This is a genomic window from Bradyrhizobium sp. LB13.1, from assembly GCF_054056815.1.
In genome coordinates this window covers 6,121,276-6,137,960 of the sequence record NZ_JBSRYQ010000001.1, presented here as the reverse complement: position 1 = coordinate 6,137,960, position 16,685 = coordinate 6,121,276, and the positions used below count along the sequence as shown (strand labels likewise).

The 16,685-nt window shown below is 63.9% G+C and carries 19 protein-coding genes and 3 pseudogenes; 8 read left to right on the top strand and 14 right to left on the bottom strand.

Annotated features, from left to right (window positions below; translation table 11 throughout):
• Positions 1 to 9 precede the first annotated feature (9 nt).
• Positions 10 to 1,675 (bottom strand): annotated as a pseudogene (locus tag ACVWYI_RS29840) (methanol/ethanol family PQQ-dependent dehydrogenase).
• 343 nt (positions 1,676 to 2,018) lie between these two features.
• Between ACVWYI_RS29840 and ACVWYI_RS29835 the strand changes: the two are divergent.
• Together ACVWYI_RS29835 and pqqA are read left to right on the top strand one after the other, a co-directional pair.
• Positions 2,019 to 2,411, top strand: coding sequence for a calcium-binding protein (locus ACVWYI_RS29835; RefSeq protein ID WP_456663934.1), 393 nt, complete (start codon positions 2,019 to 2,021; stop codon positions 2,409 to 2,411).
• A gap of 171 nt (positions 2,412 to 2,582) precedes the next feature.
• Positions 2,583 to 2,663 (top strand): pyrroloquinoline quinone precursor peptide PqqA, encoded by an 81-nt coding sequence (gene pqqA, locus ACVWYI_RS29830; protein ID WP_018460299.1) that lies wholly within the window; start codon positions 2,583 to 2,585, stop codon positions 2,661 to 2,663.
• 54 nt (positions 2,664 to 2,717) lie between these two features.
• On the opposite strand, the gene ACVWYI_RS29825 is transcribed toward pqqA, so the two are convergent.
• Positions 2,718 to 3,137, bottom strand: a complete 420-nt coding sequence (locus ACVWYI_RS29825; RefSeq protein ID WP_456663933.1) for a hypothetical protein — start codon at positions 3,135 to 3,137, stop codon at positions 2,718 to 2,720.
• A gap of 196 nt (positions 3,138 to 3,333) precedes the next feature.
• On the opposite strand from ACVWYI_RS29825, the gene ACVWYI_RS29820 reads away from it, so the two are divergent.
• Complete coding sequence (locus tag ACVWYI_RS29820) at positions 3,334 to 3,594, top strand: hypothetical protein (RefSeq protein WP_456663932.1); 261 nt, start codon at positions 3,334 to 3,336, stop codon at positions 3,592 to 3,594.
• Between the two features lie 105 nt (positions 3,595 to 3,699).
• Positions 3,700 to 3,909 carry a hypothetical protein gene (locus tag ACVWYI_RS29815; RefSeq protein ID WP_456663931.1) on the top strand — a complete coding sequence of 70 codons (210 nt, stop codon included), beginning with the start codon at positions 3,700 to 3,702 and terminating at the stop codon, positions 3,907 to 3,909.
• Positions 3,910 to 4,082: 173 nt separating this feature from the next.
• Here ACVWYI_RS29815 and ACVWYI_RS29810 read toward each other — a convergent pair whose 3' ends face one another.
• The 4 genes and pseudogenes from ACVWYI_RS29810 to ACVWYI_RS29795 all read right to left on the bottom strand — a co-directional run bounded on the left by ACVWYI_RS29810 (position 4,083) and on the right by ACVWYI_RS29795 (position 6,922).
• On the bottom strand, positions 4,083 to 4,436 hold the full coding sequence (locus ACVWYI_RS29810) for a hypothetical protein (protein ID WP_247349577.1): 354 nt from the start codon (positions 4,434 to 4,436) through the stop codon (positions 4,083 to 4,085).
• Between the two features lie 47 nt (positions 4,437 to 4,483).
• Positions 4,484 to 5,195: pseudogene (locus ACVWYI_RS29805) on the bottom strand (ABC transporter ATP-binding protein).
• Entirely contained in the window at positions 5,185 to 5,922 is a 738-nt protein-coding gene (locus ACVWYI_RS29800) for an ABC transporter permease (protein WP_018460294.1), read from the bottom strand. The pseudogene ACVWYI_RS29805 and the gene ACVWYI_RS29800 overlap by 11 nt, the downstream one beginning before the upstream one ends.
• A 1-nt stretch (position 5,923) precedes the next feature.
• Positions 5,924 to 6,922, bottom strand: a complete 999-nt coding sequence (locus ACVWYI_RS29795) for an ABC transporter substrate-binding protein (protein ID WP_456663930.1) — start codon at positions 6,920 to 6,922, stop codon at positions 5,924 to 5,926.
• A gap of 87 nt (positions 6,923 to 7,009) precedes the next feature.
• On the opposite strand from ACVWYI_RS29795, the pseudogene ACVWYI_RS29790 reads away from it, so the two are divergent.
• Positions 7,010 to 7,370, top strand: a pseudogene (locus ACVWYI_RS29790) (hypothetical protein).
• Between the two features lie 68 nt (positions 7,371 to 7,438).
• Here the strand turns inward: ACVWYI_RS29790 and ACVWYI_RS29785 are convergent.
• Together ACVWYI_RS29785 and ACVWYI_RS29780 are read right to left on the bottom strand one after the other, a co-directional pair.
• Positions 7,439 to 8,257 (bottom strand): quinoprotein dehydrogenase-associated SoxYZ-like carrier, encoded by an 819-nt coding sequence (locus ACVWYI_RS29785; protein WP_456663929.1) that lies wholly within the window; start codon positions 8,255 to 8,257, stop codon positions 7,439 to 7,441.
• A 59-nt stretch (positions 8,258 to 8,316) separates the two neighbouring features.
• Positions 8,317 to 9,243 carry a quinoprotein relay system zinc metallohydrolase 2 gene (locus tag ACVWYI_RS29780; RefSeq protein ID WP_456663928.1) on the bottom strand — a complete coding sequence of 309 codons (927 nt, stop codon included), beginning with the start codon at positions 9,241 to 9,243 and terminating at the stop codon, positions 8,317 to 8,319.
• A 126-nt stretch (positions 9,244 to 9,369) separates the two neighbouring features.
• Here ACVWYI_RS29780 and ACVWYI_RS29775 point away from each other — a divergent pair, with 126 nt between their 5' ends.
• Positions 9,370 to 10,248 carry a substrate-binding domain-containing protein gene (locus ACVWYI_RS29775; RefSeq protein WP_247349570.1) on the top strand — a complete coding sequence of 293 codons (879 nt, stop codon included), beginning with the start codon at positions 9,370 to 9,372 and terminating at the stop codon, positions 10,246 to 10,248.
• Positions 10,245 to 10,808, top strand: coding sequence for a PQQ-dependent catabolism-associated CXXCW motif protein (locus ACVWYI_RS29770; RefSeq protein ID WP_456663927.1), 564 nt, complete (start codon positions 10,245 to 10,247; stop codon positions 10,806 to 10,808). The genes ACVWYI_RS29775 and ACVWYI_RS29770 overlap by 4 nt, the downstream gene beginning before the upstream one ends.
• A 154-nt stretch (positions 10,809 to 10,962) precedes the next feature.
• On the opposite strand, the gene ACVWYI_RS29765 is transcribed toward ACVWYI_RS29770, so the two are convergent.
• The 6 genes from ACVWYI_RS29765 to ACVWYI_RS29740 all read right to left on the bottom strand — a co-directional run bounded on the left by ACVWYI_RS29765 (position 10,963) and on the right by ACVWYI_RS29740 (position 15,998).
• Positions 10,963 to 11,262, bottom strand: a complete 300-nt coding sequence (locus ACVWYI_RS29765) for a copper-binding protein (RefSeq protein WP_456663926.1) — start codon at positions 11,260 to 11,262, stop codon at positions 10,963 to 10,965.
• A 133-nt stretch (positions 11,263 to 11,395) separates the two neighbouring features.
• Complete coding sequence (locus tag ACVWYI_RS29760) at positions 11,396 to 12,010, bottom strand: hypothetical protein (protein WP_456663925.1); 615 nt, start codon at positions 12,008 to 12,010, stop codon at positions 11,396 to 11,398.
• The gene (locus ACVWYI_RS29755; protein WP_456663924.1) at positions 12,007 to 12,855 is read right to left on the bottom strand and encodes an ABC transporter permease; all 849 of its coding nucleotides are present in this window, start codon (positions 12,853 to 12,855) and stop codon (positions 12,007 to 12,009) included. Before ACVWYI_RS29755 ends, ACVWYI_RS29760 begins: the two co-directional genes overlap by 4 nt.
• Positions 12,852 to 13,658 carry an ABC transporter ATP-binding protein gene (locus tag ACVWYI_RS29750; protein ID WP_456663923.1) on the bottom strand — a complete coding sequence of 269 codons (807 nt, stop codon included), beginning with the start codon at positions 13,656 to 13,658 and terminating at the stop codon, positions 12,852 to 12,854. Before ACVWYI_RS29750 ends, ACVWYI_RS29755 begins: the two co-directional genes overlap by 4 nt.
• Positions 13,655 to 14,671, bottom strand: coding sequence for a YVTN family beta-propeller repeat protein (locus tag ACVWYI_RS29745; protein ID WP_456663922.1), 1,017 nt, complete (start codon positions 14,669 to 14,671; stop codon positions 13,655 to 13,657). Before ACVWYI_RS29745 ends, ACVWYI_RS29750 begins: the two co-directional genes overlap by 4 nt.
• A 145-nt stretch (positions 14,672 to 14,816) precedes the next feature.
• Positions 14,817 to 15,998 (bottom strand): ABC transporter substrate-binding protein, encoded by a 1,182-nt coding sequence (locus ACVWYI_RS29740; RefSeq protein WP_247349562.1) that lies wholly within the window; start codon positions 15,996 to 15,998, stop codon positions 14,817 to 14,819.
• A gap of 127 nt (positions 15,999 to 16,125) precedes the next feature.
• Between ACVWYI_RS29740 and ACVWYI_RS29735 the strand changes: the two genes are divergently transcribed.
• On the top strand, positions 16,126 to 16,626 hold the full coding sequence (locus ACVWYI_RS29735; RefSeq protein ID WP_247349561.1) for a DUF3280 domain-containing protein: 501 nt from the start codon (positions 16,126 to 16,128) through the stop codon (positions 16,624 to 16,626).
• Positions 16,627 to 16,685: the final 59 nt, after the last annotated feature.

Below are 16,685 nucleotides of genomic sequence, written 5' to 3'. Positions count from 1 at the left end.
GCGCCGTGGTTACTGCTTGACCGCAAAGACCCACAGCGAGCCGCCGGGCGGCACCTTGGCAAGCCGCTCGTCGCCGGAGAACAGCGAGTAGACACCGCCATAGCCGCTGGTGACGGCGACATACTGCACGCCATCCTGCTGCCATGTCACCGGTTGTCCCTCGATGCCGGAGCCGGTCTGGAACTGCCAGAGCTTCTTGCCGGTGTCGGCGTCGAAGGCCTCGAACTCGCCGGTCAGCGCGCCCGAGAACACGACGCCGCCCGCGGTCGACAGCACGCCCGAGAAGCGCGGGATGTCGCTCGGCGCCTCCCACTTCGCCTTGCCGGTCATCGGATCGATCGCCTTCAGATGACCGCGCGGGCCGTCACCCCACTCCCAGAGATCGGTGAGGTCCATGCCGAGATACCATTCACCCTGCTTGAAGGTGACGGGTTCGGTCTTGTACCGGCCACCGAAGGCGAGCGTGTTGGCGTAGGCCAATCCGGTCTGCGGATTGAACGACATCGGTTCCCAGTTCTTGCCGCCGAGGATCGACGGATAGACTGTCACCTTCTTGCCTTCCCGAGCACCTGTCGTGACGTCGGTCTCCATCGGCTTGCCGGTCTTCATGTCGATTCCGGTCGCCCAGTTGACCTTCACGTAAGGATTGGCCGCGAGCAGCTTTCCGTTGGTGCGGTCGAGCACGTAGAAGAAGCCGTTGCGGTTGGCGTCCATCAACACTTTGGTCGGCTTGCCCTCGACGTTGATGTCGGCGAGGACCATCTCGGCCACGCTGTCATAGTCGAACGGATTGTTCGGCGAGAACTGGTAGTGCCACTTGATCTTGCCGGTCCTTGGGGTCCATCGCCAGCACGGAGCAGGTGTAGAGGTTATCGCCGGGGCGCACCGCCGAATTGAACGGTCCGGGATTGCCGATGCCCCAATAGACCGTGTTCAGCTCGGGATCGTAGGAGCCTGTGATCCAGGTCGAGCCACCGCCGAGCTTCCAGGTATCGCCCTTCCAGGTGTCGCCGCCGGGCTCGTCGGGGGAGGGGATCGAATGGGTACGCCACAGGTGCTTGCCCGTCGCCGGATCCCAGCCGTCGATGAAGCCGCGGGTGCCGAACTCGGCGCCGGAGATGCCGGTGATCACGACGCCGTCGGCGACCAGCGGCGCCACCGTCATCGAATAGCCTTCCTTGATGTCGGCCGCCTTCTGCCGCCACAATTCCTTGCCGTCCTTGGCGTCGAGCGCGATCACGTTGGCGTCGAGCGTGGTGCGGAATACCTTGCCGTCGTAGAGCGCGGCGCCGCGATTGATGATGCCGCAGCAGACGATGCGCGGCGTCTCGGCGGGATACTCGATCTTGCTCTTCCAGATCTGCTTGCCGGTCTTGGCGTCGACCGCCATGGTCGCGTTGTGGGAGGTCACGTAGATCACGCCCTGATACACCAGCGGCTGCGATTCCTCGCTGCGATCGTCGTTGAAGGAGTAGTTCCAGACCGGGACAAGGTTCTTGACGCTGTCCTTGTTGATCTGCTTCAGCGTCGAAAAGCGCTGGAGATTGTAGCCCATCCCGTAGTTGAGAACGTTCGATGTATCGGTCGCGCCCTTGACCAGCTGCTCGCTGGTTTGTGCAGTTGCACAAGTCGATGCAAGCATGACGAGGCTCGCGGCCATCGCAAAGCGTTTCATCCGTTCCTCCCAATATGCGCGCCTGTTGACGCTGCGACAGCAACACTCCGCCCGAATGCAAAACGCGTCAATACGAAAGTCGAAGGCGCGCTGCCGATATGTTCGATGCCAGATGCCGGTCACCTGACGGAAACCTTACAAACGATTCTCAACTTGTGCGCAGGCGCTGAAGAAATTCCGCGGCGCGAAGCGGAGCCCATGCGGGGCGCCGCGCCCGGGCCGTCGGGTTCTGCGGGTTGTGCAGTGCGCAGGTTGCAATTCGGGGCTTGAACGGAAGCCCGCGTGTGGACTTATGTCATTACGATCCGGCTCCCAATCGGAGCTCTCGGTCAGGGAGATTTTGATGATATCGCGTCGCTCTGTTGCGCTTGCGCTCACGATTGCACTGCTGTCCGGTCCGGCCTGGTCGGCATCCGTCGGCGCCGTAAAATTGTTCGATACCGACAATGACGGCACGCTCGATCTTGCCGAGGTGAAGAAGGCGGCGGCCGCATTGTTCGCCAAGCTCGATCCCGATCACGACGGCACGCTTGACGCCCGCGAATTGCGCGGACGGTTAACGGCGAAAGAACTCGCCGCCGCCGATCCCGATCGTGACGGGACCCTCACGCTCGACGAATATCTCTCGGTGGTGGAGCAGCGCTTCAACGCGGCAAATCCCGACAAGGATGGAACGCTGGATGCGAAGGAGCTGAACTCGCGCGCCAGCCGCGCGTTGCTGCGATTGTTGCGCTGAGAGAAGCCGCGCTTGACTGGGAGCGAAGGCGTTTTGCCCGAGAGGGAAATTCGCGAGCGCGATGCGACAGTTCGCGGTGTTCGTCGTCTGATTCCAGACTTGCGCTGTCGCTGATGCAGCCCTAGGTTTTGCCCCGCGCGATGTCGCGCTCATCCCTTGGGAGACCCCCGAATGGCCTGGAAAGCTCCGAAGATTGTGGAAGTGCCGGTCGGCATGGAAATCAACATGTACGCCTGCGCTTTGCGCAAGTAAGACTGACGACCTGTCGCGGCTTCGATGGCAAACGCCATTGAAGCCGTGGTAGTGTCAGGGATGCGCGCGAGAGCCCATACATTCTGGACCATAGCCGCCTGCACAGTCGCGCTCGTACCGGCGTGCGTCAGCGCCGAACAGGGCTTCGATACCGAGCACATCTTCGGCTTTTTGATCGGCACCGATGTCGGCAATCCCGGTGAGCGCGAATTCCAGACCGAAACGACGGGGCGATTCGGCAAAGGCGGAGGGGCCTATCGCGCCCTCTCGCAGGAAGTCGAGATCGAGATCGTGCCGCTGCCGAACTTCCGCATTGAGGTCGGCGGCATCGCTAGCTTGCACGACATCACCGGCGTCCCCGATATCGATGATCGTCGCCAGTTCAATTTTCAGGGCGCCTCGCTCGACCTGCGTTATCGCCTGCTCGACCGCGAGCACGCGCCGTTCGGCATGACCGTCGGCGCTGAGCTCCATGGCGACCGCATCGACGAAACCAGCGGCGCGAAAGGGCGGATGTACGGCACCGATTTCACACTCGCCTTCGATCGCGAACTGATCCCGAACTTCGCCATCGGCGCGCTCAATCTGATCTATCAACCGGAATGGGCGCGCTTCGAGGTGGCGGGACTGTCCGAAAAGAGCTCGACCATCGGCGCGGCCTTCGCCGGCAATGGTGCGTGTGCGGCCCGATGTGCTGCTCGGCGGCGAGATGCGCTACTTCCGGCAGTACGAAGGCATCGGCCTCGGCGAGCTTGCCGGCCAGGCCCTGTTCGTCGGTCCGACCGCTTATTTCCAGCTTTCCGAGCGCTCGCGCCTGACCGTGAGCTGGAGCATGCAGGCCTGGGGTCGTCCGGCCGGATCAGGTGCCAATCTCGACCTCGTCAATTTCGAGCGCCACCAGGCGAGGCTGGTGTTTGGGGTTAACTTCTAGGAAGGCGAGTTCCCCGCGGCCTCTCTCACGGCCGGATTGAAACTTCCCGCTCCTCGGAACGTAACCTTTTGTGCTAATCTTGATCGCCTCTGCGAGGATCCCGGCATGAACCCGATCGACCTGGTAGTGACTGTATGTGCGTTGCTCTCGCCTGCGACCTGCGAGGAGCAGCATCTGGTATTCAACTACGCCGGCTCGCCGACGCAGTGCGCGATGGCCGCGCCGCCCTATATCGCGCAATGGATCGGCGACCATCCGAAGTGGCAGGCGGTGCGATGGCGCTGCGAATATCCGCACCTGCACGACAAGGCGTGAAGCGTTGCGCTGCCTTGCCGGTCGCGACTGGCTTAGGTCCTCATCCTGAGAGCTTGCGAAGCAAGCGTCTCGAAGGATGGCCACAAGGGACAGACGGACAGGCGGCCCTGCATGGTTCGAGACGCGCTTCGCGCTCCTCACCATGAGGGGAAAACGCCAGTAACGCAGCCACGTTACTTGTTGCAGTCCTTCAGATCCTTGTCGGCGATCGAGAACACCGCATCCGGCTTGATCTCGATGTCGCGGACGATGCACTGCCGTGCACTGGGATAGCTGACCTTGGCGTCGTAGCGGCCGGGCTCGATACCGGTGATGCGCAGCCGCTCGTCGTGGTCGACCTCCTTGTCCTTGTCGTTCAAGCACTGGTTCGGTCCCCACTCGGTCTTGCCGGCCGGCGAGAGCTGGAAGCCGGAGATCGTCTCCGTCGTCAGATTCCAGAGTCGGATGCCCTTGCCCTTGGCCTGCGCGAGCGCCGCGCCCGGCATCGCAACCAACAGGATGCCGATCGCAATCAACTGACGCCGCATGGTGAACCTCCCGCGAAGATTTGGTTGGTCCAGTTGACCATGAGTTCTCATTTCGATTCAAGCTGCAGCGCCGCGAGCTCGGCCCTGATCCTGCCGAGCTCGGCCTCGCTGCGCTGCGCACGTGGGATGGCAATCGGCACCTCCCGCACGATGCGCGCCGGCCGCGGCGACAGCAAGAACAGGCGATCGCCGAGGCGGATCGCGTCATCCAGGCTGTGTGTGACGAGCAACGTCATCACCGGACGGCGCGCCACCAGCGTAGCGATCTCGTCGCGCAACCGGCCGGCGAGTGCGTCGTCGAGCGAGGCGAGCGGCTCGTCGAGCACGAGCAGATCGGGCTCGACGGCAAAGGCGCGGGCGAGCGCGACGCGCCGGGCGAGGCCGAGCGACAGCTCGCGCGGGAAAGTGGCTGCGATGCGCGTCCAGCTCCAGGATTCTAAACAGCTCGGCGAGCTTCGCATCGGTGACATCGGGGGCCGCAAGCCGCACATTCTGCTCGACAGAGCGCCACGGTAACAGCCGCGGCTCCTGAAACACCATCCCGATCCGCGCTTCGGGCGGACGCGAGACGTGCCCCCCGAAATCGCGGTCGAGCCCGAGGATGATGCGCAGCATCGTGCTCTTCCCGCAGCCGGATGGACCGATCAGCACGCCGACCTCGCCGGATTGAAGCGCGAAGCTGACCGGCGCGAGCACCCCCTGCGTTCCGCCCGCGGCACTCCTGAACGTCTTGCCTGTGATCTCGACCTCAAGCCGCACGGGGTCGCCACCGTGTTGCGCGGGCTTCGAACGGTTGCACCAGCGCCGTCTCGATTACGAGCACGACGGCGGCGAATGTCAGGGAATAGGCCAGCAGCCGCGGCGTGTCGAACAGCTGGAAGGCGACGCCGATCTCGAAGCCGACGCCGTTCGGCCGGCCCAGGAGTTCGGCGACCAGCACGATCTTCCACACCAGCGACAATCCGGAGCGGGCTGAGGCTGCGATATAGGGCGCCAGTTGCGGCAGCACGACGTGGCGGAACGCGCGCCAGCGCGGCATCGCGAACACGCTCGCCATCTCGTCGAGCGAGCGATCGAGCGCGCGCGCACCCTCGCGCAGGGTGACGATGGCGGTCGGCAACTTGTTGATGGCGATCGCCGCGATCGCTGCGGCTTCAGTGAGCCCGGCCCAGATATAGGCCAGCACGATCACGACCAGCGCGGGCAGGTTCAGGAGCAGGATCAGCCAGGGATCGCCGAGCCGGTCGGCAAGCTTCACCCGTCCCATCAGATAGCCGATGGCGCTGCCGAGTGACATCGCCAGCACAAAGGCGAGGCTTACGCGAGCGAGCGTGGCGCCGAGATGCAGGAACAGCGCGCCACTCGAAGCTTCCGCGACAACGACGTCGAGCACGGCGGGCGGGGAGGGCAGCTTCGCGGCGCCGACGAACAGCGCGGCGATCCACCAGATCGCGAGCAACAGGGCAAACGACAGAAGACGCAGCACCTCAGTCTCCGGGAACTGCGTGATAGAACGTGCCCGGCTCGAGTTCAGCGGCCGGGCCGACTAGGTCGCGGCCGCCCGTCTCGGCGAGCACGCGGTAGAGCACGCGCGCGTCCTTTTCTTCGTCATCGATGCTCCGGCGCGGAATGCCGTCGCGATATCGCTCGCGATAGGTCTTCAGCAGGATAGCATCGCTCGTGCCGGTGAGCGGCGCGATCTTGTCCCAGGCGGCATCCGAGGTCACCAGCAGCTGTTTGGCCTTGCGGGTCATCGCGATGAAGCGCGCCACGGCCTCGCGATGACTTGCCGCCCAGTTTTCGTCGAAGACATAGCCGACGGCGGAGACCGCGCCCTTGGCGCCCAGCTTCGGCAAAATGTCGTCAATGCCGGTGAGGCGCCTAAAACCCTTGGCCTCCAGTTGGGCGGAGAAATTCCAGAAGTTGAGGCTCGCATCCATCTCGCCGTCGAGCGTCTTGGCGGCGATCAGGGGCGGGGCACCATAGACGATGGTCGCCTCCGACTTCAGGTCGATGCCGTCCTGTTTCAACCGGGCCTGGAGCAAGAGCCAGCTCTTGTCGATCGGGCCGCCGCCGACGGCGAGCTTGCGGCCCTTCAAATCGGCGAGCGACTTGATCGGCGAGGAAGCCGGCACCATCACCGCGCCCAGCGCGCTGGAATAGGGATAGAAGGTGAGCTTGGCGCCGAGCGCGCGCTCGCGCGACACCCACAGCCAGTCGGACAGGATGATGTCGGCATTGCCGGCGCGCAGCGCGATCTTGCCGGCCTCGGGGCTCGCAAGCTCGGTGACGTCGAGCGACAGGTCGGCCTCCTTGTCGAGGCCACCGGCGCGGATCGCGGCCAGCTCCCAGGAGAATGTTCCGGTCTTCTGCACCGCAAGGCGGATGGTATCCGCGGCGCGGCCGGGTCCGGCGAGTGTCAGCGCCAGCGTCACCGCGAGCGCCAATGGTCGACCAAGTGCTCTTATCAAACCAAGTGCTCTCATCACCTTGTGAGCCGTTTCCTCTGACAGAGTGCTTTTCAGGACAATACGCATAGCATAGCTTTCGTCGCAACCAGCGGGAGGACGCGCATGAATCTGGCCGGACAGCTACGACCGATTGTCGCCGCATTGGCGGTGTGGGCTGCGACCGCGCTCGCAGTGCGCGCCGAGGAGGCGAATGATTATCCGACGGCGGCGCGTGCGGAGTACGTCTATGGCTGCATGAAGGCCAATGGCGAGAGCCGGCAGGCGATCGAGCAATGTTCCTGCTCGATCGACGTGGTGGCCTCGATCGTATCCTATGAGCGCTACGTCACCGCGGAAACCGCGCTCAGCATGTCCCAGGTCCGCGGCAATCTCGGCGTCCAGTTCCGCACCTCGGAGCAGGCGAACTCGGCTGTGAACGATTTGAGGCCGCGCGCAGGCCGAAGCCGAGGTGAGGTGTTTTTAACCGCTTGGCGGCGTGCATCCCGTAGTCGTCATGTCCGGGCTTGCCCCCGGCCATGACGGGTGAGGGGCTCACGTCCCCGGCTTCTCCACATCCCACTCGTTGCGGAACACGTGTCCATCCGTATCCTTGGCCTCGGCGCGAAAACGCTTGGCGCCGTTGGACACATACGTGAACCGCAGATTGGGATCTTCCGAGATCGAGATGCCGCCTTCCATCGAGAGCACGGGGCTGTCGTCCTGCGTCAACTTGAGCTGGTTGACGAAGAAGGCGGGAATGTAGAGCTGCGTGACTTGGTCCATCTGCAGGCCGGAATTGTTGGGATGGCCGATCATGATCTGCGCCTCGCGCATGCGGCTCGCGGGGGTCTCTTGCCGCGCGAATTGCCGGTAGCGCATCTGGCCGAGCCGGTTCTGGGCTTCCTCGGCATTCTTCCCCGCCGGGGCAGAGCAGCCGCCGGAGGCCTTCACATAGACTTTGGAGACATAGAGCTGGCCGTCGCTGAGCTCGGCAACCGCATGGACGTCGGTGTAGTTGTTGATGCGTACCCGCGTCGAGATTTCGGTGACGTTGGCATCGGGGCCGAGCTCGAACTTCGCCGCCATCGGCGCCGGATTGCGGTCGATCACCAGCGTGATCGAACGGATGCGGCGGGCATCGCCCGGCGAAAGCTTGCTGCGCAGGGTCACCGGCACGATCGCCGCATCCTCGGCGCGATACGGCATATCGATGCCAATGACATCGCCGCCGTCGTGCATCGGACGGTTGCTGAAGATGTCCTGCACGAGGCCCGGCCAGGGATCGTAAGCTTCTTCTGCCTGCACCGGCACGGCGACTACCATGCCGAAGAGCAGGGCGATCAGGGGCAGGCGGCGTGTGCATCCCATCATGGTCATGGTCCCGCGCGGACGAAGCAGAAGCAGTTATCGGGCCTAGCGTAGCGCGTCCGCTACTCCCATTCAATTTCCGAAAATGCTGCGGTTGCGTTGCGAGCGTTGTAGTCGTCGAATAGGAGCCATCGAGACCGTTCCGAGGCGGCCGCCTTGTCTGCGGCGGCTCGGATCGGTTCGCCCTTCTTGTTCGACGCCCGGACGTCCGCCAGCAGCGCCGTGAGATAACGCCGTTCATCGGTCAGCGCTGCAGGCCATTCGCTCACGGGTCCGTGACCTGGAACGACGCGCCGCGCTGGAATGCTCTCGAGTTCCCCGAGGATGCCGAGCCAGCCGCGAATGCTGCCGTCCATCACCGGAATATGGCGGAGGAAGACGAGATCGCCCGCAAAAAGTGTTTTGCTCGTCTCATCGAACACGGTGAGATCAGTGTCGCTGTGTCCGGCCGGCCAGGCCCGCAAGGTCAGGTGGCGCGAGCCGAGATCGAGCGTCAGGGTGTCCGTGACAAGTATTGTGGGCGGCACGATCTTCACGGGAGAGATCAATTCGTCGCCCATGATGCGTCTGAAATTGTCGAGATAATACGGCCCGCGCGTCGCCAACGCCTGCGGCAGCCGGCTATGGCCGACGAAGCGCGTGTCCCCGGCGACGAAGGCTGCATTGCCGAAGACATGATCGGGATGGCCGTGGGTGTTGATGACGTAGCGGATCGGCTTGCTGGTGCGGGCCCGCACCGCCGCCAGCAGCGCCTCGCCCTCGCGAAGGCTACCGCCGGTGTCGATGACGGCGACCGCATCCGCGCCGACGATGAAGCCGACATTGGCGATGTCGCCCTCGTTCTCTCGGGTCATCAGGGCGATGGTCCCGGAGTGTACGAAGATTCCCGGCGCGACTTCGCTTACAGGCAATTCGGCCGCTCCTGCGCATGCTAGTGTCGCCGTCACCAGCAGGGACCAGGCTGCAATCACGAAAGCGATGCGAGACACTTTTCCGCCTCAGTTCAAAGGGTTACCCGTTGCACTGCAACAAAGAAAAGCCAGCACAAAGTCTGGCAGAAATGGTGCGTCATGCGTTGCATGGCTAGCATTCAAACAATCCTAGGAGGAAGCGCGATGACGGAGGCCGGACGACATCGTCGTTGGTTGGTTTCACTGAGTATCCTGGTTGCGTCTTGCGCGTTCGGCGACGTCGCCGTCGCGCAGACCAACGACGCCGGCGACCTCTCCTTCGAGCTGGTCGATCCCAAGGTGCTGCGCGTCTGTGCCGACCCGCGCAATCTGCCATTCTCGAATGAAAAGGGTGAGGGGTTCGAGAACAAGCTTGCCGAGTTGTTTGCAGACAAGCTCCAGAAGAAGCTCGACTATGTCTTTTTTCCGCAGGCTACCGGCTTCGTGCGCATGACGCTCGGCTCGCATCGCTGCGACGTCATCATGGGCTTCCCACAAGGCGATGACCTCGTCCAGGGCACCAATCCCTACTACCGCACGAGCTATGCGCTGGTCGCGAAAGCCGGCAGCGGGCTTGAGGAGGTCGACACGCTCGAGGATACCAGGCTGAAGGGCAAGCATGTCGGCATCGTCGCTGGAACGCCGCCTGCGACCAACATGGCCATCGCGGGACTGATGGGCGATGCAAAGCCCTATCCGCTGATGATCGACACGCGCTACGATAATTCGGCGCAGGCAATGATCAATGATCTCGCGGCAGGCAAGATTGACGCCGGCGTGCTGTGGGGACCCATGGCGGGATTTTACGCGAAGCAGGCGGGCTCGCTTCATGTCACGCCGCTGGTAAAGGAAACCACCGGACCAAAACTGGCCTATCGCATCGGTATGGGCGTGCGTGCCGCCGACCAGAACTGGAAGCGGCAACTCAACAAGCTGATCCAGGAGAACCAGGGCGAGATCAACAAGATCCTGCTCGATTTCGGCGTGCCGCTGCTGGACGAGAGCGACCGGCCGCTCGGCGCGGAGACGGCCAAGACGCCATGAGGCGGCGGCGGCAGATTGCCGCTGCGCTGGTCGCCGCCACTCTGGTGGCACCGGTAGTCGCGCAGCAGCAGGAGCCGTTCGAGCCCGAGGGTTATCGCGCCGACAATTACCGCGCGCCTGTGCCGGCGACGCTCGGCGGCGCGCGCGTGCTGTCGACTTCAGAAGCCGAGGCGATCTGGCACGCCAAGAGCGGCGTGTTCATCGACGTGCTGCCGCGCGCGCCGAAGCCGAAGAACCTTCCCGCGGGTACCGTCTGGCGCGAGGCGCCGCGCAAAAACATTCCGGGCAGCATCTGGCTGCCCGATACTGGCTATGGTGCGCTGCCGCCGGCCATGGACGGTTATTTTCAGCGCGGGCTCGCGCGTGCGTCGCGCGGCGACAAGGCCGCGCTGCTGGTGATCTATTGCCTGGCCGACTGCTGGATGTCCTGGAACGCCGCCAAGCGCGCGCTCGCGTATGGCTACTCCAACGTCGCCTGGTATCCCGAAGGCACCGACGGCTGGGAGCGCGCCAAACTCCCAACCGACGAGGCACAGCCGGAGCTGCGGCCGGAGCAATAAAGAATTGAGCGAGCTCTGTCATGGGTGGCCTCGTGGTTCGAGACGACCGCTTCGCGGTCTCCTCACCAGAGGATCTACATCCCGCAGCGAAATCAGATCCTGTGAGGCGCCCGCCGAAGGCGGGCGTCTCGAAGGATGGGACAGAGAGTTTCCCCTACTGCTTCTGCAGCTTGGTCAGCGTGCCCGTGCCGTTATTGACGGTCGCAGAGTAGCTCACCCTGTCGCCGGCGTGCACGGCATCCAGCATCGCGGCGTCCTTGGCCTTGTACTCCTGGAGCGCGCCGGCGCCGCCTGCGCTGCCGCCGACCGTGCCTTTCTGCATCTGCTGGATCGAAATCGTGCTGTTGAGCCGATCTATCCGCGTGACCATTCCGGTCATGTCGTCAGCGAATGCGCTGCTTGCGAGCATGCTGATGGCCGCAGCGCCTGCGAGGACGAATTTCGTGGTTCCCATCAAGGCCTCCCGACGTCTTGGACTCTCTTCGACAAGCTATCCTGGATCGATTTAGTTCCGGCAGATAGCGCGGACAAAGGTTAACGATAGCGTTGAGATCGCCGGAACTTGCAAAGCTGTCAGTGGGGTGACGCTATTCCATTTCCTGCTGAATGACGCGTCCCAGCGCAAACAGGCGCTGATCGATCGTGGTGGGAACCTCGCAGACGAACCGCACCACTTTGTGGCGGTCCTCGAAAATGCGAGTCTTCCAGATCAGCTCGTTGCTGAGCGCATCGACCTTGGCCTCGTCGCGCGGCGTTGCGCCCTGGAGCGCCTGGAGCTGGATCGACTCCTCGCGAATCTGGTCGGCGGCCTCGCGCTGCTTGCGGCTGACGCGTTCCAGCCCGCCGATGACCTGCGAGCGCTGGGCGTTGAGCGTGTCGAACAGGCCGGCGAACAGAAGTTTTGCATTCGCGGTCTTGTCGGCCGCGGAGCCCGCCAAGAACTCCTTCACCGACTTCTCGGCCTCGTCCAGCGGCGTCTTGCGGGCCGCCAGTTTCGAGACCAGCGCGCTGACCCTGGCGTCGTCCTTCCACTTGTTCTGCACGTCATCGAGCGAAGGACCAGCCCACACGGCGGCGAGCGAAATTTCCGGAACTTTGGCTTGCGTACAGGGCCAATCCGGATGGCGCGGATCGGTCGCGCGTGCCGCCGTGCTCGCGACTGCGAGCATCAGAGCGGCCATGGCCAGAACCCGAACCTTCATCCTTCGCCTCCCGCAGGGCCCCGTCGCGCCAGCCCGCGCGAGGGATCATAGGCATAGATCGCCCCAATCATGAAGACGATTGTGCAGGTCGCGACCACCGCCAGCGAGACCCAGTTGATCTGTCCGTACAGCGCAAAACGAATCAGCTCGACCGCATGGGTGAACGGATTGGCCTCGCAGACATAATAGAGATACGGACTGCCCTCCTGCACGCGCCAGAGCGGGTAGAGCGCGGAGGATGCGAAGAACATCGGGAAGATCACGAAGTTCATGACGCCGGCAAAGCTTTCAAGCTGCTTGATGCCGGACGAGATCAGCATGCCGAGCGAGCCCAGCATCAGTCCGGACAGGATCAGCGCCGGTAGTACGGTGAGATAGCCGATCGGGGGAGGTGTGATGTCCCAGAACCAGGCGATCAGCAGGAACGCATAGACCTGGAGCAGCGACACCGCGGTGCCCGCGAGCAGCTTGCAGAACAACAGGAACCCGCGCGGCAAGGGGCTTACCAGCAGCGTGCGCATGTTGCCCATCTCGCGGTCATAGACCATCGAGAGCGAGGACTGCATGCCGTTGAAGAGCTGGATCATCGCCATCAGCCCGGGCGCGATAAAGACCTCATAGAGGATGTAGGTCTCGTACGGAGGGATGATGGAGATGCCGAGCACCTGGCGGAATCCGGCGGCGAAGATGAACAGCCAGACCAGCGGCCGTACCAGCGCCGAGACGAAACGCTCGCGCTGATGCAGGAAGCGCAGGCCCTCGCGCCAGACGATGCCGGTGAGGCAAGTCATATACTCGGCGGCTGAGAAGCCGCGCGGCGTGTCGCGTGTCGTGATGCTGCTCATGCGCCGCTGCCCGGCAGGGTCTGCGCGCCGGTCAGGCGCATGAAGGCGGTGTTGACGTCCTGCGCGCCGGCTTCCGCAACGACACGACTCATTGGTCCCTGCGCCAGCACCTTGCCCTGGTGCAGCACCACGAGATCGTCGCCGGCCATGATCTCGTCGAACAGATGCGTGGCCCAGAGCACGCCGATGCCTTGCTCGGTCACGAGCTGACGCACATGGCTGATGATGTCTGCGCGCGCCTTGACGTCGAGGCCGACGGTCGGCTCGTCCAGCAATAGCAGGCGCGGACGGTGCAGCAGCGCGCGTGCGATCTCCAGCCGCCGCATCTGCCCGCCCGAGAGATCGCGCACCTTGCTGCCGGCGCGCTCGGTCAGCCCGATGCGGCCGAGCAACTCGGCGCTGCGCACTGCGGCCTCGCGGCGGCTGATGCCGTGCAGCGCGGCGTGATAGAGCAGGTTCTGCGTCAGCGACAGATCGAGATCGAGCGTGCGCGGCTGGAACACGACGCCGAGCAACCGGAGTGCTTCGCCGGGGCTCTTGCTCACATCATGGCCGAAAATGCCGACGCGGCCGGTCTGGATGCCGAACAGCCGCGTGATCAGCGAGAACAGCGTGCTCTTGCCAGCGCCGTTGAGGCCAAGCAGCGCCGTGAAGCTCGCCGGCTGCACGTTGAACGACACGTCCATCAGCGCCCGGCGCGGGCCATAGGCGTGGCTGACGCCGTCGATCGACAGCGCCGGCACCGCAGCGGGATTGGGCTTCGGCACATCGCGTTGTTCGGCGATGGGAGCAGGGCTGGTCATGGCGCGATCGTAATGCCCCAGGGCAGTTCGCCCACCTGAATGGTCTTGATCACCTTTTGCGCGGCGACGTCGATGACGGAGACGTCGTTCGACACGCCGTTGGTGGTGAGCAGATATTTCTCGTCCGGCGTGAACGCCATATGCCAGACCCGCTGTCCGACCAGCAGATATTTCGTCACCTTGCGCGTGGCGGTATCGACCACGGCGACGCGGTTGGCGGGACCGAGCGCGATGAAGGCGGTCTTGTCGTCCTTGGTCATGCCGATGCCGACGGGCTGGATGGCCTCCTTCCTCAACCCCGGGATCTCGAAATTGACCTTGCCGGTCACCTCGTGCTTTCCGGGGTCGATGATCGACACGGTGCCGCCGATCTCCGAGGACACCCACAATTCGGAAGCGTCGTGCTTGAATTCGGCAAAGCGCGGCCGCGCGTCGACCAATACATTGGCGACGATCTGGCGCGACGAGGTGTCGATGAAATGCGCCATGTTGGTCGTCTCGGACGTGTTGATCAACGTCTTGCCGTCCGGGCTGATGGTCATGCCCTCGGGCTCGACTCCGACCTGGATGTCGCCAAGGCGCGCGCGCTTCTCGAGGTCGATCACGGTCACCGTGTTGTCGTTCTCGTTGGCGACATAGAGGATCTTGCCGGCGGCATCCTGGGCGAACAATTCAGGGTCGGGTCCGGAGGGCAGGCTGTCCACCACGGCCTGCGTCTTCGCGTCGATCATCTGGATGGTGTCGTCGTCGCCGACCGCGACCATCACGAACTTGCCGTCGCGCGTGAAGTCGATGCCGCGCGGGCGCTGGCCGACCTTGATGGTCTTGGTGACCGTCCAGCTGTCGGTGTCGATCACCGACACCGTGTTGCTCTTCTCGTTCGAGACATAGGCGATGAACGCATGGGCCGGCGCTGCCGCCAGCGCCAGCCCGGACAGCAATCCCACACGCCACAAGCGCAGTATTCCGCTGCGGGTTGGTTTCACCTCCCCCGCGAGCGGGGGAGGGAGCATCGCATCGATAGATGCGATGCGGGTGAGGGTTCTCTCCTCTAGGAGGTTATCGCTCGCGGAGACACCCTCTCCCCAACCCTCCCCCGCGAGCGGGGGAGGGAGCGCAGCGTCGTTGTAGTCGCAGCTCGAACTCATCTCACAATGCTCACTTCAATTTGCATTTGCTCTCCGGGCGGTCATAGCCGAGCGTGTCGAGCTCGGAGACCTGGTGCAGAAAACCTTCCTGCGGCGACACCGACACCACCATGCGGCCGTCGACCAGCAGGATCGGCTGGCGCAGCTGCAGGTTCCAGTCGCGCAGGGTCAGCTTTGTGCCCTTGAAGGCAGCAACCGAAAAGTCCGGGCCCTTGATGAAGTCGGTGACCTTCTTGACGTCGCCGGAATTGGTGCGCGAGGTGGCCTCGCCGATCATGCGCACCGCGGTCCAGACCTGCATGTCGAGCGCAGTCATCCTCCGCGCGTTCAGCTTGACGAAGCGGTTCTGCATCTGGATCGCGCCCCACTGGTCCTGCGATGCGTCCCAGCTCCGCGGCACGAGGCCGGCCGAGCCTGCGACCGGGCGGGGATCCCAGGTGCGATAGGGCAGGTAGGCGCCGAACACCTCGCTCTCGTCGGCGGCGACCAACACGTCGTAGGCCGGCGCTTGCTGCGTGAACACCGGCATCTGGCGCTGGATCAGCGTCACGCCCGAATCCGTGCGGCGCGCGCCGCCTTTGTCTTCGAAGCTGCGCTCCTGCACGATCTTGGCGCCGAACCGCGTGGCCGTGCGCCTCAGCGCATCGGCGAACAGCTTGTCCTCGTCATGCGAGCCGACCACGAGCAGCCAGCGCTTCCACTGCTTCCACACCAGATACTGGCCGAGCGCATCGGCCAGCATCGCGCGCGTCGGCGCGGTGTGGATGACGTTGGCACGGCAATCGGCCTCGCGCAGACGCTCGTCGATCGCCCCGGCATTGAACAGCAGCGTGCCGCGGTCGCGCAAGGCGTCTGAGACTTTCAGCAGCGCATCCGCCGGCAGGTCGGCGATGATGAAGCCGTTGCGTGCGGCGAGATCGGTCGCGGCCTGCACGGCATCCTCGCCCTCCTTGATCCGGCGCTCCTCCAGCACAAATCGCTGGTTGAGGAATTTGCCGGTGGTGTTGTTGTCCTCGATGGCGAGGCGCGCGCCCGCGACGCCGTCATTCTCCGCGGGCTGCTCGACCAGCGACAGCGTCGATCTGGTGCCGGCGACGCCGAGATAGCCGACGCCGATCATGACAGGGTCGGCGGCGAGCGCGCTCGTCGCAGCAAGACCCAGGCCGATCAGGCCGACCAACCATCGGATCATGTTTCCTCCAGATGTTCTCCCTGGCTTGACCGCCGGTGGAGAATTGTCTCTGCTAAAGCATGACCGATTTGTCAGGGCATGCAACCCCGCATTTCGCCCCGCGTGCACGAGGACCGAAATCACGATCATGCGAGCCCTGATATGTTTCGCTGCCTTGCTGTTGACGACGTCGGTCGCGTTTGCCGATCCGCCAAAACTCGCGGTGTTCGACTTCGAGTTGATCGACACCAGCCTGCCCGGCGAGTTCTACGGCTCCAAGCCGGAGGAGGCGCGGCTCCTGCTCATCGGCGAGCAGTTGCGCAAGGAACTGACGGAGTCAGGCAGGTTCCAGATGCTCGATATCGCGCCGATCAGGGACGCCGCCCGTCATGCCAATCTGCAGGCCTGCGGCGGCTGCGACCTCAAGCTTGCCGGGCAGCTCGGTGCTGACCTGGAGATCACCGGCATGGTGCAGAAGGTCTCGAACCTGATCATCAATCTGAACATCTACCTGCGCGACGTGAAGACCGGCACCATGATCACGGCCGCCAGCGCCGACATGCGTGGCAACACGGATGAATCCTGGACGCGCACGATGAGCTATTTGATCCGCAACCGCTTGCTGGCACCGAATTACGGCAAGCCGTAAGGAGGGAACTTCTCTCCGCGAGTCCAATTCTCATTGAACGCGCGGACACAACCACTCGT